General features: G+C 59.6%; 25 protein-coding genes. 11 read left to right on the top strand and 14 right to left on the bottom strand.

Features of this window, described 5'->3' with window-relative positions; translation table 11 throughout:
• Window positions 1-65: 65 nt before the first annotated feature.
• Together ybeY and VE934_RS04405 are read right to left on the bottom strand one after the other, a co-directional pair.
• Window positions 66-521, bottom strand: coding sequence for an rRNA maturation RNase YbeY (gene ybeY / locus VE934_RS04410; protein WP_324884720.1), 456 nt, complete (start codon window positions 519-521; stop codon window positions 66-68).
• On the bottom strand, window positions 511-1,524 hold the full coding sequence (locus VE934_RS04405) for a PhoH family protein (RefSeq protein WP_324884718.1): 1,014 nt from the start codon (window positions 1,522-1,524) through the stop codon (window positions 511-513). Before VE934_RS04405 ends, ybeY begins: the two co-directional genes overlap by 11 nt.
• 98 nt (window positions 1,525-1,622) lie before the next feature.
• On the opposite strand from VE934_RS04405, the gene ruvA reads away from it, so the two are divergent.
• Both ruvA and ruvB read left to right on the top strand, forming a co-directional pair.
• The gene (ruvA, locus tag VE934_RS04400; protein WP_324884716.1) at window positions 1,623-2,195 is read left to right on the top strand and encodes a Holliday junction branch migration protein RuvA; all 573 of its coding nucleotides are present in this window, start codon (window positions 1,623-1,625) and stop codon (window positions 2,193-2,195) included.
• Window positions 2,192-3,271 (top strand): Holliday junction branch migration DNA helicase RuvB, encoded by a 1,080-nt coding sequence (gene ruvB, locus VE934_RS04395; RefSeq protein WP_324884714.1) that lies wholly within the window; start codon window positions 2,192-2,194, stop codon window positions 3,269-3,271. The genes ruvA and ruvB overlap by 4 nt, the downstream gene beginning before the upstream one ends.
• A gap of 21 nt (window positions 3,272-3,292) precedes the next feature.
• On the opposite strand, the gene VE934_RS04390 is transcribed toward ruvB, so the two are convergent.
• Window positions 3,293-3,532 (bottom strand): hypothetical protein, encoded by a 240-nt coding sequence (locus VE934_RS04390; protein WP_324884712.1) that lies wholly within the window; start codon window positions 3,530-3,532, stop codon window positions 3,293-3,295.
• A gap of 93 nt (window positions 3,533-3,625) precedes the next feature.
• Window positions 3,626-5,368, bottom strand: a complete 1,743-nt coding sequence (locus VE934_RS04385) for a lysoplasmalogenase family protein (RefSeq protein WP_324884710.1) — start codon at window positions 5,366-5,368, stop codon at window positions 3,626-3,628.
• Between the two features lie 129 nt (window positions 5,369-5,497).
• Here VE934_RS04385 and VE934_RS04380 point away from each other — a divergent pair, with 129 nt between their 5' ends.
• Window positions 5,498-6,406: a hypothetical protein gene (locus VE934_RS04380; protein WP_324884708.1), complete on the top strand. Its 909-nt coding sequence runs from the start codon at window positions 5,498-5,500 to the stop codon at window positions 6,404-6,406.
• 89 nt (window positions 6,407-6,495) lie between these two features.
• Here the strand turns inward: VE934_RS04380 and VE934_RS04375 are convergent, their stop codons facing one another.
• The 7 genes from VE934_RS04375 to VE934_RS04345 all read right to left on the bottom strand — a co-directional run bounded on the left by VE934_RS04375 (window position 6,496) and on the right by VE934_RS04345 (window position 11,291).
• A complete protein-coding gene (locus VE934_RS04375; RefSeq protein WP_324884707.1) occupies window positions 6,496-6,642 on the bottom strand; it encodes a hypothetical protein in 147 nt (48 codons plus the stop codon).
• A gap of 94 nt (window positions 6,643-6,736) precedes the next feature.
• On the bottom strand, window positions 6,737-7,864 hold the full coding sequence (locus VE934_RS04370) for a DSD1 family PLP-dependent enzyme (protein WP_414693810.1): 1,128 nt from the start codon (window positions 7,862-7,864) through the stop codon (window positions 6,737-6,739).
• Window positions 7,864-8,505 (bottom strand): histidine phosphatase family protein, encoded by a 642-nt coding sequence (locus VE934_RS04365; RefSeq protein ID WP_324884703.1) that lies wholly within the window; start codon window positions 8,503-8,505, stop codon window positions 7,864-7,866. The genes VE934_RS04370 and VE934_RS04365 overlap by 1 nt, the downstream gene beginning before the upstream one ends.
• A gap of 2 nt (window positions 8,506-8,507) precedes the next feature.
• Entirely contained in the window at window positions 8,508-9,125 is a 618-nt protein-coding gene (locus VE934_RS04360) for a DUF4136 domain-containing protein (protein WP_324884701.1), read from the bottom strand.
• 27 nt (window positions 9,126-9,152) lie between these two features.
• Window positions 9,153-10,097, bottom strand: coding sequence for a tRNA 2-thiocytidine(32) synthetase TtcA (ttcA, locus tag VE934_RS04355; protein WP_324884700.1), 945 nt, complete (start codon window positions 10,095-10,097; stop codon window positions 9,153-9,155).
• A gap of 17 nt (window positions 10,098-10,114) precedes the next feature.
• Window positions 10,115-10,486 carry a dihydroneopterin aldolase gene (locus tag VE934_RS04350; protein ID WP_324884698.1) on the bottom strand — a complete coding sequence of 124 codons (372 nt, stop codon included), beginning with the start codon at window positions 10,484-10,486 and terminating at the stop codon, window positions 10,115-10,117.
• Window positions 10,487-10,523: 37 nt separating this feature from the next.
• On the bottom strand, window positions 10,524-11,291 hold the full coding sequence (locus VE934_RS04345) for an SDR family oxidoreductase (RefSeq protein ID WP_324884696.1): 768 nt from the start codon (window positions 11,289-11,291) through the stop codon (window positions 10,524-10,526).
• A gap of 80 nt (window positions 11,292-11,371) precedes the next feature.
• Here VE934_RS04345 and VE934_RS04340 point away from each other — a divergent pair, with 80 nt between their 5' ends.
• Together VE934_RS04340 and VE934_RS04335 are read left to right on the top strand one after the other, a co-directional pair.
• Window positions 11,372-12,481 (top strand): class I SAM-dependent methyltransferase, encoded by a 1,110-nt coding sequence (locus tag VE934_RS04340; protein WP_324884694.1) that lies wholly within the window; start codon window positions 11,372-11,374, stop codon window positions 12,479-12,481.
• Window positions 12,482-13,286: 805 nt separating this feature from the next.
• On the top strand, window positions 13,287-13,481 hold the full coding sequence (locus VE934_RS04335) for a DUF2905 domain-containing protein (protein WP_324884692.1): 195 nt from the start codon (window positions 13,287-13,289) through the stop codon (window positions 13,479-13,481).
• 113 nt (window positions 13,482-13,594) lie between these two features.
• Here the strand turns inward: VE934_RS04335 and otsA are convergent, their stop codons facing one another.
• From otsA to otsB, 3 genes are all read right to left on the bottom strand, one after another.
• Window positions 13,595-14,965: an alpha,alpha-trehalose-phosphate synthase (UDP-forming) gene (otsA, locus tag VE934_RS04330; RefSeq protein WP_324884690.1), complete on the bottom strand. Its 1,371-nt coding sequence runs from the start codon at window positions 14,963-14,965 to the stop codon at window positions 13,595-13,597.
• Between the two features lie 130 nt (window positions 14,966-15,095).
• A complete protein-coding gene (locus tag VE934_RS04325; protein ID WP_324884689.1) occupies window positions 15,096-16,916 on the bottom strand; it encodes a glycoside hydrolase family 15 protein in 1,821 nt (606 codons plus the stop codon).
• Window positions 16,913-17,686: a trehalose-phosphatase gene (gene otsB / locus VE934_RS04320; RefSeq protein ID WP_324884687.1), complete on the bottom strand. Its 774-nt coding sequence runs from the start codon at window positions 17,684-17,686 to the stop codon at window positions 16,913-16,915. Before otsB ends, VE934_RS04325 begins: the two co-directional genes overlap by 4 nt.
• A gap of 205 nt (window positions 17,687-17,891) precedes the next feature.
• On the opposite strand from otsB, the gene VE934_RS04315 reads away from it, so the two are divergent.
• From VE934_RS04315 to VE934_RS04290, 6 genes are all read left to right on the top strand, one after another.
• Entirely contained in the window at window positions 17,892-18,263 is a 372-nt protein-coding gene (locus tag VE934_RS04315) for a phosphomannose isomerase type II C-terminal cupin domain (RefSeq protein WP_324884685.1), read from the top strand.
• Between the two features lie 15 nt (window positions 18,264-18,278).
• Complete coding sequence (locus tag VE934_RS04310) at window positions 18,279-19,274, top strand: ROK family protein (RefSeq protein ID WP_324884683.1); 996 nt, start codon at window positions 18,279-18,281, stop codon at window positions 19,272-19,274.
• Between the two features lie 175 nt (window positions 19,275-19,449).
• Complete coding sequence (locus VE934_RS04305; protein ID WP_324884681.1) at window positions 19,450-20,700, top strand: ABC transporter substrate-binding protein; 1,251 nt, start codon at window positions 19,450-19,452, stop codon at window positions 20,698-20,700.
• Window positions 20,701-20,772: 72 nt separating this feature from the next.
• Window positions 20,773-21,654, top strand: coding sequence for a sugar ABC transporter permease (locus VE934_RS04300; protein ID WP_324884679.1), 882 nt, complete (start codon window positions 20,773-20,775; stop codon window positions 21,652-21,654).
• Entirely contained in the window at window positions 21,644-22,498 is an 855-nt protein-coding gene (locus VE934_RS04295; RefSeq protein ID WP_324884677.1) for a carbohydrate ABC transporter permease, read from the top strand. Before VE934_RS04300 ends, VE934_RS04295 begins: the two co-directional genes overlap by 11 nt.
• A gap of 5 nt (window positions 22,499-22,503) precedes the next feature.
• Window positions 22,504-23,571 (top strand): ABC transporter ATP-binding protein, encoded by a 1,068-nt coding sequence (locus tag VE934_RS04290; RefSeq protein WP_324884675.1) that lies wholly within the window; start codon window positions 22,504-22,506, stop codon window positions 23,569-23,571.

Genomic DNA, 23,571 nt, shown 5'->3' with positions numbered 1-23,571 from the left:
CTGAATAGATAGCAAACTATTGCCGTCAATTAAGGGCCGGGTGCCGATTTCATTCTAAATAATGGTCATGCATAGGGATTTTTGATGCCCAGCCCCGCCAGGATCTCAATCTCCCGCGCTTCCATGGCGTCAGCATCTTTCACGCTGGTTTCATGGTCCCAACCCTGCGCATGCAGGGTGCCGTGCACCAGCAAGTGTGCATAGTGAGCCTGCAAAGTCTTCCTGTTCTCGCGGGCTTCTTTGGAGATCACTGGCGCACAGAGCACAAGATCGGCCGTTACCAGCGGCGCTTGTGTGTAGTCAAAGGTCAACACGTTGGTGGCGTAGTCTTTCTGCCGGTAGCCGCGGTTTAGCGCCTGGCCCTCTTCAGCATCCACAATACGCACCGTCAACTCGGCATCACTTTCAAGGGCGTGGCGAATCCAGCGCGCAACGCTGTGCCTGGGCAATGCAGCGCGGTGACGTTTGGCATCCTTGATGTCGCCAAACTGCAGCGACAGGCTTAGTTTTTTAAGAGCCATTTCTGCTTTTGGTTCGCGTCGGGCGCGCGACTGGCACGATGGTCTCAACATCATTCCCGGCTGTGACCGTGGGGCTTTTGTAGCCGTCATACGCATCCACAATACGCGCCACCAGCGGGTGACGTACCACGTCGGCGCTGGTCAACCTTGTGATGGCAATGCCCTTGACACGCTTGAGCACACGTTCAGCGTCCACCAGTCCGCTGAGTTGGGTACGCGGCAAATCAACCTGGCTGACGTCACCCGTGATCACCGCCTTGGCGCCAAAGCCGATGCGGGTCAAAAACATTTTCATCTGCTCGGGCGTGGTGTTTTGCGCCTCATCCAGAATCACAAACGCATGGTTGAGCGTGCGGCCGCGCATAAAGGCAAGCGGCGCGATCTCGATCTGCTGGCGCTCGAATGCTTTCTGCACACGCTCGAAGCCCATCAGTTCATACAGCGCGTCGTAGAGCGGGCGCAAATACGGGTCCACCTTCTGGTTCAAGTCACCGGGTAGAAAGCCAAGCCGTTCGCCGGCTTCCACCGCGGGGCGTGTCAACACGATGCGCTGGACGGCGCTGCGCTCCAGCGCATCAACCGCGCAGGCCACTGCCAGGTAGGTCTTGCCCGTACCAGCGGGACCGATGCCAAAAGTAATGTCGTGGGTTGCAATGTTTTCAAGGTACACGCCCTGGTTGACGGTGCGGGCACGCAGGTCGGCGCGCCGGGTCGACAGCGCGGTGGCGCCATCGGGTGCCACGCTGAGCGCGGTGTCGCCGGCCAGCATGAGTTGCACGGTTTCTTCGGGGATGGGCCGCTGCGCCAGCTCATACAGGGCCTGCAGCACTTCCAGCGCCTGCTGCGCCTTGGCCTTGGGGCCATCAATCTTGAACTGCTCGAACCGGTGCGCAATCGTCACCTGAAGCGCGGCTTCGATGGTGCGGATGTGCGCATCTGTGGGCCCGCAGAGGTGGCCCATGCGGGTATTGTTCGGGGGCGTGAAGGTATGGCGGAGGATCAAAAGCTTGTTCTCGCTGGTGGTGGACAGGCAGATGTGTGATTGTCCCCCGATATTCAAGATGAAGCGCACTGATAAGATTTGGGCATGATCGGACGAACATGATAGGAAGAATACAAGGCCTGCTGGCTGAAAAGAACCCCCCGGAGCTGCTGGTGGATTGCAACGGCGTGGGTTACGAAGTGATGGTGCCGATGAGCACTTTTTACAACCTGCCGGGGCTGGGCGAAAAAGTCTCGCTATTGACCCATTTTGTGGTTCGCGAAGACGCGCAAATCCTTTACGGCTTTGGCTCATCCAGCGAGCGCGCAGCCTTTCGCCAACTGATCAAAATTTCTGGCGTCGGCCCGCGCACCGCGCTCAGCGTGCTCAGCGGGATGAGCGTTGAAGAGCTGGCCCAGGCCGTAACCCAGCAGGAAGCTGGCCGCATCATCAAGGTGCCGGGCATAGGCAAAAAAACCGCAGAGCGCTTGTTGCTTGAGCTAAAGGGCAAACTGGGTGCCGACATGGGCATCACCGTCAGCGTGGCCAATGATGCGCAGTCCGACATTTTGCAGGCGCTGGTGGCACTGGGCTACAGCGATCGGGATGCAGCGCTGGCGCTGAAAGCATTGCCCAAGGACATTGGGGTTAGTGATGGTATCAAGCTGGCCTTGAAGGCGCTGGCGAAATGACCATCCAGACCGACGACTTCGACATGTCCGGCATGCCGCCTGCGAAGCGGGTCATGTCTGCCGCGCCAGCATCTCCGAATGAAGAGGCCATAGAACGTGCGCTTCGCCCCAAGCTGTTCGACGAGTATGTCGGCCAGTCCAAGGTACGCGAGCAGCTTGAAATCTTCATTGGTGCTGCCAAAAAGCGCAGTGAGGCGATGGACCATGTGCTGCTGTTTGGCCCGCCCGGTCTGGGCAAGACCACGCTGAGCCACATCATTGCGCACGAGCTTGGCGTCAACCTGCGTCAAACCTCAGGCCCGGTGCTGGAAAAACCAAAAGACCTGGCGGCCCTGCTCACCAATCTGGAAAAAAACGATGTGCTGTTCATCGACGAGATCCACCGTCTGAGCCCGGTTGTTGAAGAAATTTTGTACCCCGCGCTGGAGGACTATCAGATCGACATCATGATCGGCGAAGGCCCTGCGGCGCGAAGCATCAAGCTTGATTTGCAGCCCTTCACGCTGGTGGGCGCCACCACCCGCGCCGGCATGTTGACCAATCCGCTGCGCGACCGGTTTGGCATCGTTGCGCGACTTGAGTTTTACACCGCTGACGAGCTTGCCCGCATCGTGAGGCGCAGCGCCAAGCTGCTTAATGCCCCCATGGACGAAGACGGTGGTTTTGAGATTGCACGCCGGTCACGCGGTACGCCACGTATTGCCAACCGGCTGCTGCGCCGCGTGCGTGACTATGCGGACGTCAAGGGAACGGGCCATATCTCGCTCGACATCGCCAACAAGGCGCTGGCCATGCTGGACGTGGATCCGCAGGGTTTTGATGTGATGGACAGAAAACTTCTCGAAGCTGTGATCCACCGCTTCGACGGCGGGCCGGTTGGACTGGACAACATTGCCGCCAGCATAGGCGAGGAACGTGACACGATTGAAGACGTGATCGAGCCCTATCTGATTCAGCAGGGCTATCTTCAACGGACGCCTCGTGGGCGAATTGCTACGCTGGCTGCCTACCGACACCTGGGTGTTGCCGCGCCGGCGGGACGCCAGGAAGGCGCTCAGGATTTGTTTGTACCCTGAGCTAGCAGTAGTTCCCAGCGACTAGCTGCCCATTTTTCCCTGAAGCACAGCCACCAGATGCCCTTTGGCCTCGGCCAGCTGCGCCTTGTCTGCGTCGTGCACTTTTCGAAAGAACGCAGCGCATTCAGCAGAGCCGGCTGCCTCGGCATCCTTGATGTACTGGTCATACGCCATCAGCGCCTGGGCCTTGTTCTGAATCAGGGTGATCCAGTCGTAGGCGAGGTTGCTGATGGGGTGTTTGTCGGTTGATTGCTCTTGCATGAAAACTCCTGTTTAAACGCAAAGCATAGATAGCCACAGGCTTCGGATATGTAGGCCGGTGCCGACGGGTGGGCGTCCATATTGACGCAAGCTTCACACCGCGTTTGAAGCCTCAGATTCGAGGTGCTTGGCGATCACAGGTTTTGCATTGCAGAGGATCAAGATTTGCGCCGCGTAGTAAGTAGCCAGAACCCACAGCTGCGCCATCGGCAGGGCCTGAACAAAACGGTCGGTTGCCAGCAGTGCATCGCTCACCATGAAAACACAGGCCCCCGTGGCAACGGCAAGGGAAGCCCTGTCCTTCAGGATTGTTGCGCGGCCAATCGCCTGCCCCGCCATCAGGGCAATCACCAGCACGTAGGCTGCCACTGCACCCTTAAGCAGCGGCTCCAGCCCACTCCACAAGAAGGCATACATGGCTGCCCCCACGCCCAAGGTGATGACCAGGGCGCGCCGGTTTGGAAACCAGGCCACGCCCTGTTTGAACAGGGGGATATAAAAGAGATGGGCAATCAAAAAAGACACCAGCCCAGGGATGAAGTACCCGGGGACCATCAGCAACACATCGCCAGCGAGGCTGGCAGCCAGGGCGGCCAGCAGATACAAAGCAAATCGCGAGTCTGTCCAGGATCCACGGGCGCGTGCAGCTATCAAAATAATAGCAATTGCCATGGTCAACGGTTTGAGAATGTAGTGCAGTTCCATCAACCCCAGCGCTGCAGTAGTGGTGGCGCCCACCGCAGATTCGATCAGCAGCACCTGCAGTACGTCAAGCCGACCCTGCAACAAGCCGCCCACACACCACAGGCCGGAGCACAATGCCAGTAGCCACACCGCTCCTTCGCTTGGTGGCATGGCTTCAGCCTCCCACAGGAAGGCGGCAACGCCCAGCAGCAGAACGGCAAATTGCGCTGCGCCCAGCCACAAGACGGCCTTGCTGACGGGTGGGTGATAAGTGGCTGCCTGGCGAATGTCGAAGGCCTGCCTCGGAAAACGCTCTGCCAGCTCGGGTGGCCGCCAACCGGGCGGCTTGTACCAGATGCGCAGCTTGTCACCCCAATGTTTGGCGTGCCACGAATCTTTGGCCAGAGACCAGTAGACCTCGGTATTGGCCCAGAGCGGGTCCCAGCTGTTGAGTGGACTGCGCGTGCCATACACGCACTTCTCGTCCTCTTCCTTGAAGCTGCCGAAGATGCGGTCCCACACCACCAGAATGCCGCCATAGTTGCGGTCCAGATAACGATCGTTGACGGCGTGGTGGACGCGGTGGTTGGATGGCGAGCAGAACCAGCGGTCAAACCAGCCCAGCTTGGGCACATGCTCGGTATGCACCCAGAACTGATAGAGCAGATCGACCAGCGCAACAATGCCAAACAGCAGCGGCGGCACGCCCGCTACCGCCATGGGCACATAAAAAATCCAGCCCAGCAGCGCACCGCTGCTGGTTTGCCGAAGGGCGGTTGAGAGGTTGTAGTCCTGGCTCTGATGGTGCACCACATGGGCCGCCCAAAAGACGGCGCTTTCGTGGCCGGCCCGGTGCAGCCAGTAATAACAAAAGTCGTAAAACACCAAAGCCAGCAACCAGCCGTACCAGTGGTTCCATATCTCTGCATCCGGAAACAGCGCCACTGATGAATAAATTGCGGTGTAGATACCAATGCGAAACAACCCGGTGAACACCGCGCTGATCTGGCTCAGCATGCCCAGGCTGACGCTGCTGATGGCGTCGTTGACGCGATAGGTGTTGCGACCCTTGAAGTGGCCCCACGCAAATTCGGCAGCCATCAGCAGCAAAAAAACGGGAGTGGCAAGAACGATGATCTGGCTTGGCGTCATGGAACGAAATTGTCGCTTGCACAGGCTCACGACGCCCCTAGCGCCAACCCTGAGACGACGGGACCCGGATCTGGGGCGTGATACAAAGCGTCCTGCATCACTTGGGGCCATGATGGCCGTCCAATTCCCATGAAGATCTTGTTGCGCCTGACTCTTTGCGATCCTGCGCTTGCCCGCGCGCTGGCAGCCGATCCCGAGTTGGCCAAAGTGCTCGGAGCGCGGCCCAACGCTGCAGTGGCTTATGTGTTCCCAAAGTATTTTGACGCGTCCGGACCCATACTTTCGCGCGTGCTGCGATACGCCCGGGACCATGGGCAATCGTTGTCGCTGCTGCGTGACATGCAGTTCACCAGCGCCGAGTTGAATGCTGCGTCGCATCTGGAGGTGGTGTGCCGGACCACCATCGCGCAGACGCGCCCTGACGCAGATGCGACCCGCGCAGCGTGGAAGGCGGATACCTTGCACCCGACGTCCAGCGAGTGGGCGGTACGTTTGCCAAGTCAGCTTTACCTCACCGAGGTCGTGCCAACGACAACGATTGCCATCGTGGACCAGTGGACCGGTGAATACGCTCTTGGAGCCGATGCAACCCAATCGGTGCGTGCAAGTGGACTGAGCGGCTGGAAGCTGACGCCGGTTCTGCACCCCCGCCATGGCGCTCTTCCGGACGCAAGCCAACACCTCACCACCAGCGAGCTGCTGCCTGCAGCCCTAATGGACCTGACGCGCATTGCTACTTACGACGATGGCCCACGGCAACCCAGCCAGCCGCGTCGTTACGGGTTGTTATCCTATATGGCCGCATCCCTTGCCAATACTGCCGACTTCACTCGGACGGCCGAGCCCTGGGGGCCGTGGCGCACCCCTCAGTGGGTAGTGCGGCAACGCGTTCGCCAGTGGTTTTTGGGGAGTGGCTTGCGGGGTTGGGCGTTCTGGCCCATTCTGGAGGAAGGAACCGCCTTGCACGCCGAACACGTGGCGCGATGGACTGAGACGCTGGCGCAGCTGCGCGCTGCAGATGCCTGCGTGTCCATATAAGGTTCACGCTGTGTTAACTACGCCGATCTCGAAAGCTTGTCGCCAGCCGAGACCTGCGCCATGCTTTGTGAGCCCGGCTCCAGCGCCGGCTAGCCCTGGCCATCGACCATGCAGGCGCAGACCAGGTGCTGGAGATCGGGTGTGGTCACGGTGACGATACCGCCATGCTTGCCGGCGCCGAGGCCTCGGTTCGTCTGCTTTTCAATGATGGATGGCTGCACTTGTCGCTGGAGCACGTTGTGACGCCCAAGTACATCAGGTCAAAAGCCTTTGTGGGAAGTGGTGCTGCCCGTGGAGGCTTGAACGCCCAAACCCAGCGGGCCTGCGCCCTCAAGTCAAGGCGCCGCGGCCATCCACCCTGATGATCTGCTCAACGGTACCGTGCCCCAACCCACCACGCACACCCAGCAGATGGTCGTGCAGATTAACTGTGGGATCGCAGTGGCCCGGAATAAGCCACACGGTATCCCCCAGCGCGGGCAAAACCGCGCCGCGCAAAATCCCGTGTTCGTCCCCACCGTTGGCGTACTCAAGCGCCAGCCCGTGTACTGCCGGCAGGCCCGAATCGATCGCGTGGCACTTATGGCCCGCATCGATGACGGCGTGACTTGCGCACACGCTCATGACCTGGCTTTTGACAAACAGCGCGTGCTCAAAGCTTGGTTGTGCGGGGTCGTGTTCGTTGCCTGCGTAGTCGCGGTCCATAAAAAGGTAAGAGCCGGCCTGCAGTTCACCATAGACGCCGCTGGCTGCCTCGAGTGCAAAGGTACCGGTGCCTGCGCCCGTAACCAGGGGAACCGCGTGGCCCGCTGCCTGTAGCGCGGCTTGTGTGGCTTTTACATCGCTGATCACCTGCGCGATGCTTTGCTGCCTCTCCGCGACAGACCGCAGATGCTGGGCCCGGCCGTGGTAGGCCTGCAGGCCGTCAAACTGCAAGGACGGGTGCCGCTTGATCTCTTCAACCAGGGCCACACCCGCAGAACCTGGCGTAACGCCACAGCGGCCCTGACCCACATCAATTTCAACCAGCACCCGAATCAGCGTGTGCTGGCCATGCGCGGCGTGGGCCAGGCGCTTCACACCTTCCAGGCTGTCCACGGCAATGGCCAGCTGTCCGCCCAGGTCGTCAAGTTCCCGGGCGACGGCGACAACACGTTTCAGCTTGAAAGGTGACACCACCTCGTTGCTGATGTAGATGTTGTTAACACCCAGACCGGCCAGCGCTTCCGCTTCGGATGTTTTTTGAACGCAGACGCCGACTGCCCCATGCGCCATTTGCAATTTGGCGAGCGTGGCGCTTTTATGCATTTTGGCGTGCGGTCGCAGTTTGACCTTGTGTTTGGCCGCAAAGGCGGCCATGGTGGCCAGGTTGCGCTCCATCGCGTCCAGATCAACCACCAGTGCGGGGGTGTCGATTTCGGTGGCGGGGCGACCAAGCAGATCAGACAGGAGGTGCATCATCCGTTCGTTTCATCAAGAGGGACAGCGTCCAGATGCCGGCTGTCGGCCCAGCCCACCAGGGTGAAGCCGTCTGGGGTCCACAGCAGCCGGTTGATCGAGGCATTGCCCAGTGCCCAGGTGCGCGCGGCCTGCAGCTCCACGCGGGTTGCGGCGCGGTACAGCACATCGAGCACGCCGCCATGGGTTACCAGCGCAATCAGTTCACCGGGGTGTCGCGCCACCAGCTTTTGTGTGGCGTCCAGCACGCGGCCGCGAAACTGCACCAGAGACTCGCCGCCAAGCGGTGCATAGTCCGGGTCGCGCGTTCGCCAGCGCATGGCCTGCCCGGGTTGCGTCGCTTCAAGCTCTGCCAGCGTTCTGCCTTGAAACTCGCCAAAGTGCCGCTCGCGCAAGCCAGTGTCGGATTGCGCAGGGACAGTCAACTCGCCGCTGATCGCCTGCGCGGTGTCAAAGGCGCGCAGCAGATCGCTCGTATAAATAGCAGTGATGGGTTCGTCGATCAAGGCCTGAGCCACACGGTCCGCCTGCCAGCGCCCAGTGTCATTCAGTGCGATATCCAGGTGCCCCTGCATTCGGGCGTTAACGTTCCATTCAGTCTCGCCGTGGCGGATAGCGATGATGCGTGTCGGCTCAATCATTCTCAGCGGGGAATCTCGACGCTCACCCGGCGCGGGCCGGGCGGGGGCACGGGGAACCCCAGCAGCGCTGCGTCCAATATTGCTCCCATCAAAGGGCGGCTTTCGTGCCACGGGTCGTCGCTGATTGCACGGGTTTCGTACACCACGGCATTGCTGCGTAAATCGCGCATGACGATGCTGATGTCGCGTCTGTAAATGTGAGGATCCATTCCGCCGAGTGGAAAGCCCATACCAACTTCAATGGAGCCACCGCCGGAGCCGCCGCCGATAAATATGCTCGAGCCGCCGAAAGGACGATCAAAACCGCCCCAGCCGGGGCGCACCATGGGCAGCGTACTCGCGCTAATTTGCACGCTGAAGGCCGCTGCCTGTGGGTTGAATTGCATGCCGACTTTGGCCAGCGCGGCCTGGGCAGAGGCCTCCAGCTGGGCCTGGTACGGATCGGCCTGCTGCTGCGACGGCAATCGCTCAAAGCGGTAGGTCGCACCCGGCGCCGGTGGCGCGGGTGTCCAGCGGGCAAAACTGGTGATGTCGCTGTGCACCGTGCGGGTAGTGCCGCAACCACTGACCAGTGCAGCGAGCGACACTGCAAAAAGGAAAGTCGAGAGTAGTCGTTTCATAAAAGCTCCAGAAAGTTTGGTGGAGAACTATTTCAGCTCCATCACGGCCAGGGCCGGACGAACCGGTTCAAAAAACTCCTCCGCATCAAACGCCTTGTCGCCCTCCGGGTCGGGCATGCCTGTGCTGCGTATGCCCTTGAAATCGTGTTGTTTGCCGTCCATCAAATGAGAAGGCACGACGTTTTGCAACGAGGTGAACATGTTCTCCAGACGGCCGGGAAATTTTTTGTCCCACTCGCGCAGCATGTTGCCCACCTGCACACGCTGCAGGTTTTGCTGGCTGCCGCACAGCGTGCACGGAATGATCGGAAAGTCGCGCACCTGGGCCCAGCGGATCAGGTCTTTCTCTGGCACATAGGCCATGGGGCGAATCACCACATGGCTGCCGCTATCGCTCACCAGTTTGGGCGGCATGCCTTTCAGGCGTGACGCAAAAAACATGTTCAGAAAAAACGTCTGCAACATGTCGTCGCGGTGGTGGCCCAGGGCAATTTTGGTGGCACCCAGCTCGCCAGCCACGCGGTACAAAATGCCGCGGCGCAGGCGCGAGCAAAGCGAGCACATGGTTTTACCCTCGGGTATGACGCGCTTGACGATGCTGTAAGTGTCCTGCGTTTCGATGTGATACGGCACACCCAGCTTTTCCAGGTACTGCGGCAGGATGTGGTCGGGAAAGCCGGGCTGCTTCTGATCCAGGTTGACGGCAATCAATTCGAAGCGAATGGGCGCTCTTGCCTGAAGCTTGAGCAAAATGTCCAGCATCGCATAGCTGTCTTTTCCGCCAGACACACACACCATCACCTTGTCGCCTTCTTCAATCATGTTGAAGTCAACAATGGCGCGGCCCACCTCGCGGCACAGGCGCTTTTCCAGCTTGTGTTCTTCGCGCTCAATCTTCAGACCGGGTTTGGCGGGCGCAGCGGGGGCTTCACTCGCTCCATCGGTAGTTGGTTCGTTTAATACGGCACTCATATCGTTTTCCATTTCATTCACCACTGACCGGTCTCGACCCGAATAGCCACTTCGCAGTCATCAAAAATCTCAAGTTTTGCAATCTTCACGCGTACGCCCAGCACCCCAGGCAAGGTCATCAGCCGGTGCGCCAGTTTGCCGATCAGGGTCTCCAGCAAATTAACGTGCTCAGACGTGCACTCACTGATGATGATCTGCCGCACCTTGCGGTAGTCCAGCACATGATTAATATCGTCGTCACTCGGCAGCAAGGGCTGTGTGCCCAGGTTGAGTTCTGCGTCCACCTGAATGGGTTGCGGCGCCGTTTTTTCCTGGTCAAGAATGCCCAGGTTGGCGTCAAAGCGCAAACCGTTGAGTGTCAGGATTTGAGTACCCCGTGTATTGAACATATTCAGTAGCGTCTAGCTTGTGTGTAGGAAAACGCGCTCACATCAGTGAAAAATCACGCTCGAATTTCATGAGGTGCTGGCCACCATCCACCAGCAGCGTGGTGCCCGTGATTGAGGCATTTTCAAGCCCAAATTTCACCGTGGCGGCCACATCGGCGGGGCTGGAAGACCGGCCCAGTGGCGACAGCTTGTGCAGGGCGGCAAATTTCTCGTCGCTGAGCATGTGGCTGGTCAGGGTCAGTCCCGGCGCCACGCCCACCACCCGTACCTGCGGGGCCAGTGCCATGGCCAGCATGGTGTTGGCCGCTTCCAGCGCAGCCTTGGACAGGGTGTAGCTGAAAAAATCAGGGTTCTGGTTCCAAAGCTTTTGGTCCAGCAGGTTGACGACCGCGCCTGTTACACCGCGGGCCACCACATGGCTATGCAGGGCTTGCGCCAGCACAATGGCAGCGCCCGTGTTGCCGCGCAAGTGTTTGTCCAGGGCTTCAAAACTGAAGCTGGTCGCGGTGTCGTGTTCGAAGGTCGACGCGTTGTTCACCACGGCGTCTACCTGCCCAAAGTGGTTGATGACTTGCGGCAAAAGACCCCGAACCTGCGTTTCATCGTCCAGTTCGGCCTGAAACAGTGCTGCTGCCCCCGCCAATTGGGCGCACTCCGCTACTGTTTTGCTAGCGTCATCCTTTGAGCTGCGGTAATGCACCGCCACCCGCCAGCCGCCCGCCGCCAATACAAGCGCGATCTTGCGGCCCAGCCGTTTGGCGGCGCCTGTAACGAGAACAACGGGAGCGGGAGACGTGGGCTTCATGCAAGGGCAGGTTAAGGGGAAGGTGTGAGTTAAGGGGGCCGGGGCCGATCGCCGACAATTCGGGGGTGACTACCTCCCCCATGACAACACCCCCTAGTTTAACGAGCACCCTGACATCGCACATCCGTGCGGCCATAGCCGCCGCTGGCGGCTGGATGGGCTTTGACCAATTCATGTCCTTGGCCCTGTACACCCCCGGTTTGGGCTACTACGCCAACGACTCGCGCAAGTTCGGGCTGATGCCGGGGTTGGGCAGCGATTTCGTAACTGCCCCCGAGTTGTCGCCGCGTTTTGGGCGAGCCCTGGCACGCCAGATCGCGCAGGCACTGGAGGCCACAGCCACCAGCGAGGTCTGGGAATTTGGCGCCGGTTCGGGCGCCCTGGCGCTGCAGGTGCTGGACGCTCTTGGAAACGGGATCACTCGCTACACCATTGTTGATTTGTCTGGCAGCCTTCAGGCGCGCCAGCGTGAACGGTTAGCAGCTTATGGAGACAAGGTGCATTGGGTCAGCGAGTTGCCGGCGCAGATGCAAGGCGTGGTCATCGGCAACGAAGTGCTGGACGCCATGCCGGTGCAGCTGCTGGCGCGTGTGGACGGCGCTTGGTGTGAGCGTGGCGTTGCCTTAAGGGAAGAAGGTTTTGCGCATGCGGATCGCCCCACCAGCCTGCGGCCGCCCATGGAGGTAGACGGCAATCATGACTACCTGACAGAAATCCATCCCCAAGCCGAAGCCTTTGTGCGAACGCTGGCGGACCGGCTGCAGACTGGTGCAGTTTTCTTGCTGGACTACGGGTTTCCTGAACACGAGTATTACCACCCGCAGCGCAGCATGGGCACGGTCATGTGCCACCGCAGTCATCTGCAGGATGCCGATGCGCTGCAAGACGTGGGCGAAAAAGACATCACCGCTCATGTCAACTTCACAGGCATTGCGTTGGCCGGGCAAGAGGCCGGTTTTCAGGTGCTGGGTTACACCAGCCAGGCGCGGTTTTTATTCAACTGCGGCTTGCTGGAGGGTATGGATGACGCGCCTCTTGCAGAGCGGGCCATGGTGCAGAAACTGGTCAATGAGCATGAGATGGGGGAGTTGTTCAAAATGATTGGTTTTGTGGTCGATTCGGCGGCTTGTCCCTGGAGTGGGTGGCAGGCTGTGGGGTTTGGGGTTGGGGACCGGTCGCATACTTTGTGAGGGTGCTGCTGTCTGTCATCCCGGGCTTGATCCGGGATCCATGCTCGCTTCCTACTGTTTCTACTTCTAGCTTTTGTGGTGTGCCTGCTAGCCGGGGGTTGCCCGGCGGCAAGTAACTTTCTTTTGCGTCGCCAAAAGAAAGTCACCAAAGAAAAGGCGACCCCGCTGTCTGCGTCCCTCCGCTGCGCTACGGGCAACCTGCGGTGCTCGGTTCAGCCGGGGTCTGGCTAAACTCGCTTTGCTCAAACAACGCCAGCCCTGATCCGTCTGAACCTCCGCTCCTCGGCGCATACAGAGGGGGTGGGGAGCGCAGGCGGGGCCGGAACCGGGAGCTGGCTCCGGCAAGGGCGCGCTTTGCGCGCCCTTGCTTCCCCGAATTGGTTTGGTGTTTGTATTGTTCTGCTCAGCCCGTCGGGCCGGGCCGAGGAGCGCAGGTCAAAGCGGATCAGGGCTCGCAGCTGTCTGAGCCGAAGGCGAGTTCTGCGAGACCCCGCTTTGACCGAGCACCGCAGGTTGCCCCGAAGCGAAGCGCAGGGGACCCGGACCATCGGGTCGCCTTCTCTTTGCTTACTTTCTCTTGGCGAAGCAAGAGAAAGTGAGTCGCCCGCCGGGGCGAGACCCGGCTTCTATGAAGAACCATGGCCGTGGCAAGCTTGTATAGGCTTCGACAGGCTCAGCCTGAACGGGCAAGAGTACGTCGTAAGCATGGATCCCGGATCGAGTCGGGGATGACGACCTAAGAGGAAAGGAGGCTGCGACGGCCTCGGCCCGAGGCGCGTCCCTCATGAAGCCCTAAACTAACTCCATGATTCGCTGGATGCTGGTGATTTTTCTCGCGCTGATCCTGATCAGCTGGTTTACGCCGATGTTGCAAAAACTTGGCTTCGGAAAATTGCCTGGCGACTTTCGTTTCAAGCTTTTTGGCCGCGAATGGTTTATTCCGCTGACCACCACCATCATCCTGAGCATGTTGGCTGGCCTGATCAGCAAGTTGATCTAAAGCCTCTTTGCATGATGATTGCTACTAATTGAGTAGCAAACTAGTCCCGTAGTGAAAGGGCGATCATCGTCTTTAACACCAAATGAACGGCCAGAAGGTTGCCGGCGGGTGGATTAACCTGTCAGAGCCTCCAGATACGTCCGGCACCACCAATGCACGTCCTGCTCTCGTATACGGGCCAGCAATTGCTGGTGCCGCCGTTGCCGCTCTGCCAGCGGCATCTGCAGCGCCTGCTGAATACTTTCCGCCGTGCCGAAGGTGTCATAAGGATTGACCAGCAGGGCTTCTTCAAGCTGCTCGGCCGCGCCGGCAAAGCGCGACAGCACCAGCACGCCGGGATCTTCCGGATCTTGCGCGGCGATAAATTCCTTGGCCACCAGGTTCATGCCGTCGCGCAGTGGGGTGACCAATGCAACGCTGGCAACGCGGTACAGGCCCGGCAGCCGTTTGCGCGCAACGTTTCGGTGGATATAACGTACCGGCATCCAGTCCAGCTCACCAAAATCGCCGTTGATCGAACCGCACAGGCTCTCCAGCTCCTGGCGCAGGCCGGAGTAAGTGTCCAGTGCTTCGCGGCTGGGCGAGGCAATCTGGATCAGCGTGGAGCTGCCCAGGTTTTCGGGGTATTGCCTCAGCAGCTGGCGAAATGCGCGCAGGCGATGCGGCAGGCCTTTGGAATAATCCAGCCGCTCCACGCCGAGCAAGAGTCGGCGGCGTGAGTACTCGACCGCCATGCGGTCAAACATCTCGCGCGCTTCCTTGCCGTCGGCCAACGCTACAAACTCGTCGACATCAATGCCGATGGGAAAAGCCTGGGCGTGTACGGTGCGGCCGAAGGCACGGAACTCGTGCTCGTTCAGGGCCTCGGCGCCTACCTCTTTGCGCGCATAACGCGAAAAGTGGTCCACGTCGTATTGCGTCTGAAAACCCAGCACATCGTAGGCAAAAAGGGACCGAATCAGCCACTCGTGTTGCGGGATGGCCGCCAGAATCAGCGGCGGCGGTAATGGGATGTGCAGAAAAAAGCCGATGCGGTTTTTGCAGCCCATGGCGCGCAGTTCTGCTGCGAAGGGGATCAGGTGGTAGTCATGCACCCAGATGATGTCGTCAGGCTGCAGCATTGGCATCAGCTTGCGCGCCATCAGCTGGTTGACGCGGCGATAGCCACCTATGTAGCCCGCATCAAAATCAGCCAGGTCCAGCCGGTAGTGAAACACCGGCCACAACACGCCGTTGCTGTAGCCCAGGTAGTAGCTGTCGTGGTCCTCCTTGCACAGGTCCACGGTGGCCAGGGTCACGTTGCCAGCTTGCTGGGTATGCACCTCGCCTTCGCCGGGTGCGCCGTCCTCCACAATGGTGCCGCTCCAGCCAAACCACAAACCGCCGTTCACCGATAACGCGTCGCCCAGAGCGACCGCGAGACCACCAGCTGCCGTTTTTCGCGGGTCCGCCAGGCGGTTGGAAACAACAACAAGCCGACTCATTGCACGCAGCCTGCGATGGCCTTGGCTGCGACCAGCAGGGGCCGCGGAACCGGCTTAGCCGGGCCGCTGGCGCCGCCCCCTGGAAGGGGGGAAGGGACTACACGAAGTGAGTCTCCGACGGGGGTGTACTTCATACCTGGCTATCCCATGGGGCAGACAATCTGACAGCAGCATTGATGATGCCCACCATGGAGTAGGTTTGCGGAAAGTTGCCCCACATCTCACCGGTTACCGGATGGGTGTCTTCCGACAGCAGGCCGACGTGGTTGCGCGCGGCCAGCATGGTCTCGAAAATTTCGCGCGCCTGCTCCTTGCGGCCAATGCGCGCCAGCGCGTCAATGCGCCAGAAGGTGCAGATGTTGAAGGCGGTTTCGGGTTTGCCAAAATCGTCGGGCGCTTCGTAACGGCGCATGTAGGGGCCGTCGCACAGGTGTTTTTCCAGGGCGTCCACCGTGGCGATAAAACGCGGATCTTTGGGGTCGATAAACCCGACCTCGATCATCAACAAAACACTGGCGTCCAGATCGCTGCCGCCAAAACTTTCTGCAAAAGCCTGGCGCTCCTCGCTCCATGATTCGCGCAGGATCCGTTCGCGCATGACGTCGGCATGGTCGCGCCAATAAGCTGCGCGTCCGAGTTGCTCAAGTGTTGCCGCGATCTTGGCCAAGCGGTCGCAGGCGGCCCAGCACATCAGTGCAGAGGACGTGTGCACACGGGCGCGGGTGCGCAGCTCCCACATGCCGGCATCGGGCTTGTCATAGTTGCGCACGGCTTGCTCGCCCACCGCCTCAAGGCGCGCAAACTCAGCCTGTCCGGCTTGATGCAGCAAACGCTTGTCGTGAAAGGATTGCGCGGCGCCCAGCACCACATTGCCATACACGTCGTGCTGAAAATGCTCTTGCGCCTGGTTGCCCACACGAACCGGCCCCATGTTGCGGTAGCCGCCCAGGTGTTCATAAATCGCCTCTGGCAAGTCGCGCTCGAGGCCGATGCCGTACAGCGGCTGAATATGTCCGCCGCCGGCCTGCACCACCACGTTGCTGAGCCAGCGCAGGTAATCTTCCATGGTGCCGACTTCAGACAGGCTGTTGAGCGCTCGCACCACAAAAAAGGCATCGCGCAGCCAGCAGTAGCGGTAGTCCCAGTTGCGCTGGCTGCCCGGTGCCTCGGGGATGCTGGTGGTCATGGCTGCCACGATGGCGCCAGTGTCTTCAAACAGCGAAAGTTTGAGCGTGATGGCAGCGCGTATAACGGCCTCCTGCCACTCCAGTGGAATGTGCAGACGCTGGCTCCATTTGCGCCAGTAGGTCAGTGTCTCTTCTTCAAAAAGACGCGCTGTGTCGGCAATGCCATCTTGCAGGGTCTCGTCCGCACCGAGCAAAAAATTGTGCTCACGCGTCAACACAAAAGCCTGACGTGCCAGCAGGTGCGAGATGGGTGCGTCTGTGTTCAGGCGAAGGGTCAGCGCATCGCCGACATAGCGCAAGTGATTGCTGCCCTGGGTGATCACCGGTTTGCTGCGGCCCCAGTCATAACGCACATCCACCGACACCCGGATGCGCGGCGCACCCTGAATCGGCCGCACCCGACGCACAAGTGTCATGGGACGAAAAAAGCGCGAGCGGTTAAAGAAGCGCGGCGCAAAATCGGTGATTTCTATGCCCTGACCGGCGGCGTCAAACAGTTGGGTGCGCAGCACGGCTGTGTTGGGGTCATACGATTGCTTTGAGTGGGAGAAGTTTTCAATTTCGATGGAGAAGGCACTGCCTTTGTCGCTGGGGTCCAGGAGGGCGTTGAACACCGGGTCGCTGTCAAAGCGAGGCAGGCAACACCAGACAATACGGCCCCTCGCATCCACCAAAGCGCTGAAGCTGCAGTTGCCGATGACGCCCACCTGCAGGGACGGTGACGCGGGCGGCACGAAGCCAGTGGAGGGTGCGGCTGTGGTCATGCGGAAAGCCTTTCGGAGCCTTTGGCGTTCGAGTTGTGGGTGTCGGTTGCCTGATTGGCCATAACTGCTGATTGCAGCCATGCCATCAGTTGCCCGACGCTGTCGCAGCGGTGCTGCGCTACGGTGGGCCCCTGACCTACCTTCACGGCATAACCACCCATGCTTTGCACTTGTGTGAAACCAGCTTCGTCGGTGACGTCGTCTCCTGCAAACAGCGGTGTTCGGCCGGCAAACGGGGCCTCCGCCATAAACGCAGCGATGGCCGTGCCTTTGCTGACGCCGGCGGGCTTGATGTCAATCACACATTTGCCCTGCATCAGGTCCAGGCCGGTGCTGCGTGCGATGCCGGCCTGCATCTCAGCAAGGCACAAACTTTCAAGCTCGGGCGCGTGGCGGTAATGAAGGCTGATCGCCAGATTTTTTTGTTCCAGTCTGAGACCGGGGTGTTGGCTCACCAGCGCTCCGGCCGTTTGCAAAACTGCTTCCATATTGACGGCGTGAGCGCTCGTCAGCTCCCCATCGGCGCTGCGTCGGTGCGCGCCATGTTCAGCTGCGGTGGGCAATCGAAGGGGAGATAAAAACTGGTCCAGATCCAGCATGCGCCGACCTGAGACCAGAGCCAGCGCGCCGTTCAGCTGGTGAGACAGGGTCTTGAGTGAGTCCACCAAACCGGGTGGAATTTCAACCGCTTCGGGTTGCGAGGCCAGTTCAACCAGCGTACCGTCAAAGTCCAGAAAGAGGGCGGTGTCGGCGCTTATACGGGGAAGCATTTCTGAAGGCATTTTTAGAGGCAAGTGCATCGGAAAATACCTTAGCAGAGACTTTGCAAACCGCTTGTAGGCCAGATTCGTTTTTGCCTTCAACCGCTTTTAACCGTTTCATCAAAAGGAGCCCGCGTATCCGGCTGGTAACCCGACGGCCTGCCAGCCGTTAGCATACAAAGTTCGTTTGAATGCAGCCCCAAGGAGTTTTATCTTGACGAAAACCACAGAACGTACCGAGACCATCGAGCGGACCGAGCGCCCATGGGGCTGGTATGAGACCGTCTCCGAAGTTGCTGGCAACAAGATCAAACGCATTGGCGTGAACCCGGGGCAGCAACTGAGTTTGCAAAAGCATCACCAGCGCTCGGAACATTGGGTGGTGGTGCAGGGCACGGCCCGCATCACACTGGATGACCGCGAGTTTGACCTGCAGCCGGGCCAAGCCTGTGACATCGCGATCGGGCAGGTGCACAGACTGGCCAACCTCACGCAGGACACTGTTGAAATTGTTGAAGTGCAGTTTGGCAGCTACCTGGGTGAGGACGACATTGTGCGGCTGCAAGACAATTACGGACGCGCATAAAACGCAAAGAGTCACATGACCAACAGCACCGTTACCCCACCGTCCTCTGGCTTCAGCTTTCGCCTGCCCGAAGGCAGCGCACCTGTTGCGTGCGTTGATGTTGGCGGCACCAAGGTGGCGGTCAGCATTGCTGACCAGCGTGGCACCGTTGGTCGCGTGACAGAGCCCACCGCCACACAGGGCGAAAGCGACGCTCTGGGCCGCCAGGTGCTGCGAATGATTGCCGAAAGCTGCCGTCTGGCTGGCGTGCAGCAGCAGGCTTTGGCCATGGTCGGCGTTGCTTCCTGCGGGCCTTTTGTGTTGAACCGCGGCATGGTTGAACTGGCAGCGCCCAACATCTGCGGCGGCCTGGCTGGCAAGGCGCGAGGTTTGCCCAATGACTGGACCAGCGCGCTGCTGGAGGCGCCGCTGCACGAAGTCTTCAAGCAGGTGAGGGTGGAAAACGACGGCATTGCCGGGCTGGAGGCAGAGCGCCGTTGGGGCGCCCTGCAGGGCGTGGAATCCTGCGCTTACGTCACCTGGAGCACCGGCATTGGGATGGGGCTGTGTGTCGACGGCCATGTGTTGCGCGGCAAAAACGGCAACGCGGGGCATGCTGGCCACATGTTTGTCAGCGACAACACAGACGCCTTGTGCGGCTGCGGCAATGTGGGTGATGTGGAAGGCCTGGTTGCCGGCAATGCGATGGGGCGCCGTTTCGGGGCGCAGGGCTACCCGGATGCTGCTACTCTTTTGATAGCTGCCAAGGCTGGTGAATCAAGGGCGCAGGCCATTGTTGATGGCCTGTGCCGGGACATGGGGCGGGCACTTTACAACCTCATCGTTACCCTGGACCTGCAGCGCATCAGCGTGGGCGGCAGTGTGTTCTGGCATCACCGCGCCTATTTGCTGCCGCGCTTGCAATCAAACATCACGGGCAAGCTGGCCTCGCTGACCGACAGCTGCACCCTGGTTGCGGCGGGGCTGGAAGACAAGGTGGGCGATTTTGGGGCCCTTGCCCTGGTCGCTTAGAGCCTTTTTTCCTGAAATTTGAGGGCGTAGAGAACCGTTTGGATCGGACTTCGGGTAAATCCTATGGTCGATTATGAAAGATTAATGAAAAATTAATTAATTCGACAAACATCGTGTTTGCCGGATTCCATTTATGCCCCGGCAATGCTGCAGAGGGCGCCAACAAGGAGACCCCATGTTCAAAGTTTCGAGTCTGACTGCTGCTGTTTTTTTGGCCACTGCCGCTCTGACGGCCCAAGCCGGTGAGGTTGAAGTCCTGCATTACTGGACGTCCGGCGGCGAAGCCAAGTCCATCGCCGAGCTGAAAAAGATCATGCAGTCCAAAGGCCACGTCTGGAAAGACTTCGCCGTGGCTGGCGGCGGTGGTGACAACGCCGCAACCGTGCTGAAAAGCCGTGTGGTTTCGGGCAACCCACCTGCCGCTGCCCAGATCAAGGGCCCGGCCATCCAGGAGTGGGCCGCCGAGGGCGTTCTGGCCAATCTGGACACCGTGGCCAAAGCCGAAAAATGGGACTCCCTGCTGCCCAAAGTGGTCGCCGATGTCATGAAGTACAAAGGCAACTACGTTGCTGCACCCGTCAATGTGCACCGCGTCAACTGGGTGTGGGCCAACCCCGAAGTGCTGAAAAAAGCCGGCGTCGCAGGCATGCCCAAGACTTATGACGAGTTTTTTGCGGCCGCTGACAAGATCAAGGCCGCTGGTTTGATCGCCGTGGCCCATGGTGGTCAAAACTGGCAGGACTTCACCACGTTTGAATCCGTGGTGCTGGGTGTGGGCGGCGCCAAGTTTTACAACGACGCACTGATCAAGCTGGATCCCAAGTCGCTGAACAGCGACACCATGAAAAAATCGCTGGAGACCTTCCGCAAGATCAAGGGTTACACCGATGCAGCCTCTGCCGGGCGTGACTGGAACCTGACCACCGCCATGGTCATGCAGGGCAAAGCTGGTTTTCAATTCATGGGCGACTGGGCCAAGGGCGAGTTTCTGGCCGCAGGCAAAGTTCCGGGCAAAGACTTCCTGTGCGCCGCTGCCCCTGGCACGGCCAACGCCTACACCTTCAATGTCGATTCCTTCGCCATGTTCAAGCTCAAGGCCGCTGATGCGCAAAAAGCCCAGGGTGACCTGGCTGCCAGCATCATGGGCACCGAGTTTCAGGAAGTCTTCAACCTGAACAAAGGCTCTATCCCCGTGCGCCTGAACATGAAGATGGACAAGTTTGACGACTGCGCCAAGACTTCGACCAAGGACTTTGTGGACACCGCCAAAACCGGTGGTCTGCTGCCTTCCGTCGCACACGGCATGGCCATCAGCCCCGCCGCTGAAGGCGCCATCAAGGACGTGGTCAGCCAGTTCTGGAATGACGACAAGATCACTGTGGCTGACGCGATGAAAAAAATCACGTCCGCAGCAGCGACCAAGTAAGCGGGCCTTCTTGCATCTCTCCCATCTGCCCACGCGGCAGGTGGGGGCTGACTTATCCTTGAAATTGCTCCCATGAAACCGACCTTTGAGTCAGTCCTGCCCAAGCTGGTGATTGCGCCTGGCTTTGTGCTGGGCCTGGCCTTTATTTACGGGCTGATGATCTGGAACGGGGTGTTGTCCCTGACCGCGTCACGCATGCTGCCCAACTACGACGAGTTTGTAGGCTTGGCCCAGTACGCCCGTCTGTGGGAAATGGACCGCTGGTGGCTGGCGCTGAAGAACCTCGGGATTTTCAGCGTGCTGTACGTCGGCGGTGCCATGCTGATCGGCATGGCGCTGGCCATTGTGCTGGACCAGAAAGTGCGCGCTGAAGGCGTGCTGCGCACCATTTACCTGTACCCCATGGCCTTGTCCTTCATCGTCACCGGCACCGCCTGGCGCTGGATGCTTAACCCCAGCCTGGGGCTGGAAAAACTGATGCATGACATCGGCTGGACCAGCTTCAGCTTTGACTGGCTGGTGCAAAGCGAAACTGCAATTTATTGCGTGGTGATGGCCGGCATATGGCAATCAGCCGGGTTTGCCATGGCCCTGTTTCTGGCTGGCTTGCGCGGTATTGACGACAGCATCATCAAGGCTGCGCAGATTGATGGCGCAAGTTTGCCGCGCATTTATTGGCGGATTATTTTGCCGATGCTGAGGCCGGTGGTGTTTTCAACCGTCATGGTGTTGTCGCATCTGTCGATCAAGAGTTTTGACCTGGTGATGGCCCTGACTGGCGGTGGCCCTGGCTACGCAACTGACGTGCCCGCAACCTTTATGTATGTGATGAGTTTCACGCGCGGGCAAATTGGCCTGGGCGCGGCCAGCGCCACCATGATGCTCGCTACCGTAGCGGCGATTGTGGTCCCCTATCTCTACAGCGAACTGCGGAGCAAGCCTCATGATCGCTAAAAGTTTTTCGCGCGTTTTGCTCTACACCGTGCTGCTGCTTGCAGCCCTGTTTTTTCTGGCGCCGCTGTATGTGATGCTGGCGACGTCCTTTAAAGACGCTGAAGAAATCCGCAGCGGCAATTTGCTCAGAATGCCCGGGAGTCTGAACTTTGAAGCCTGGGGTCTGGCCTGGTCTACCGCCTGCACCGGTACGGATTGCCGGGGGCTCAAACCCTTCTTCTGGAATTCGATCCTGATGGTGTTTCCCGCGGTGCTGCTGTCCACACTTTGGGGCGCGATCAATGGTTATGTGCTGAGCATGTGGAAATTTCGCGGCAGCGAGCTGCTGTTTGGCTTCATGCTGTTTGGTGTCTTCATGCCGTTTCAGGTGGTGCTGCTGCCCATGAGTCAGGTGCTGGGCTGGCTGGGCATTTCCAGCTCGGTGGGCGGCCTGATTTTTGTGCATTGCCTGGCCGGCCTTGCGGGTACCACGCTGTTCTTTCGCAACTACTACGCTGCCATTCCCAAAGAGCTGGTGAGTGCGGCGCGCATTGATGGCGCTGGCTTCTGGCTGATTTTTCTTCGCATCATCGTGCCGCTGTCCACGCCTATCCTGATGGTCACGCTGATCTGGCAATTCACCAACATCTGGAATGACTTTTTGTTTGGCGTGGCTTTCAGCGGCGCCGACAGCAAGCCGGTGACGGTGGGTTTGAACAACATGGTCAACACCAGCAGCAGCGTCAAGAACTACAACGTGGACATGGCCGCAGCCATGATTGCCGGCTTGCCCACCATCCTGATTTATGTACTCGCAGGCCAATATTTTGTAAAAGGACTCACGGCTGGCGCCGTGAAAGGATAAGCACCATGGCTTCAGCACTGCATGTTTCCGGCATCCGGAAAACCTTTGGCAAGGGCGACAAAATGGTCGAGGTGCTCAAGCGCATCGACATCGACGTTGCGCCCGGTGAGTTTCTGATTCTTGTGGGGCCGTCAGGGTGCGGCAAGTCCACTTTGCTCAACATCATTGCCGGACTGGATGATCCGACCGAGGGTGAAATCCGGATTGCTGACCGCAACGTGGTGGGCGTGCCGCCGGCCGCGCGCGACATTGCCATGGTGTTTCAGAGTTATGCGCTGTACCCCACCATGAGCGTGGCAGAGAACATCGGCTTTGCGCTGGAGATGCGCAAGGTGCCCAAGGCCGATCGGGATAAACGCATTAACGAAGTGGCCACCATGCTGCAAATCACGCATCTGCTGGACCGCCGGCCCGCTCAGCTTTCGGGTGGCCAGCGCCAGCGGGTGGCCATGGGCCGAGCTTTGGCGCGCAAGCCGCAACTTTTTTTGTTTGACGAACCTTTGTCCAACCTGGACGCCAAGTTGCGCGTCGAAATGCGAGCCGAGATTAAGCGCTTGCACCAGCTCAGCGGCATCACCAGCGTGTATGTCACGCACGACCAGATTGAAGCGATGACCCTGGGCAGCCGGATTGCGGTCATGAAAGACGGGCTGGTTCAGCAGCTGGGCACGCCCGACGACATTTACAGCCGGCCGGCCAACACCTATGTGGCGTCCTTTATTGGTTCGCCTACTATGAATTTGATAGCTGGACGTGCGCGTAATGACGGGGCTACAGGCACTTTTGACATACAAGGCGCGAGCCTGCCCCTGAAATGCCCGAGTCAGAGCGAGGCGGTGCTTGGCATGCGACCCGAACACATCACCCTGACCAGCGACGCGCCCTGGCGTGGCGAAGTCAGTGTGGTGGAGCCAACCGGAGCGGACACCTATGTGGTGGTCAGAACCGGTTTTGGTGACATCACGGTGCGCACCTCGCCGCAAGTCAAGGCAAGGCCAGGCGACGCGGTGGGGCTGCAACTGAGCCCCGAACATGCCAACTGGTTTGATGCGGCCAGCGGCGCACGCCTGTAG

The organism is Polaromonas sp. (assembly GCF_035638815.1).
In the GTDB taxonomy this organism is placed as follows: Bacteria; Pseudomonadota; Gammaproteobacteria; order Burkholderiales; family Burkholderiaceae_C; genus Polaromonas.
Note: the sequence above shows the minus strand (reverse complement) of the source record. Positions and strands in the feature narration are given on the sequence as shown.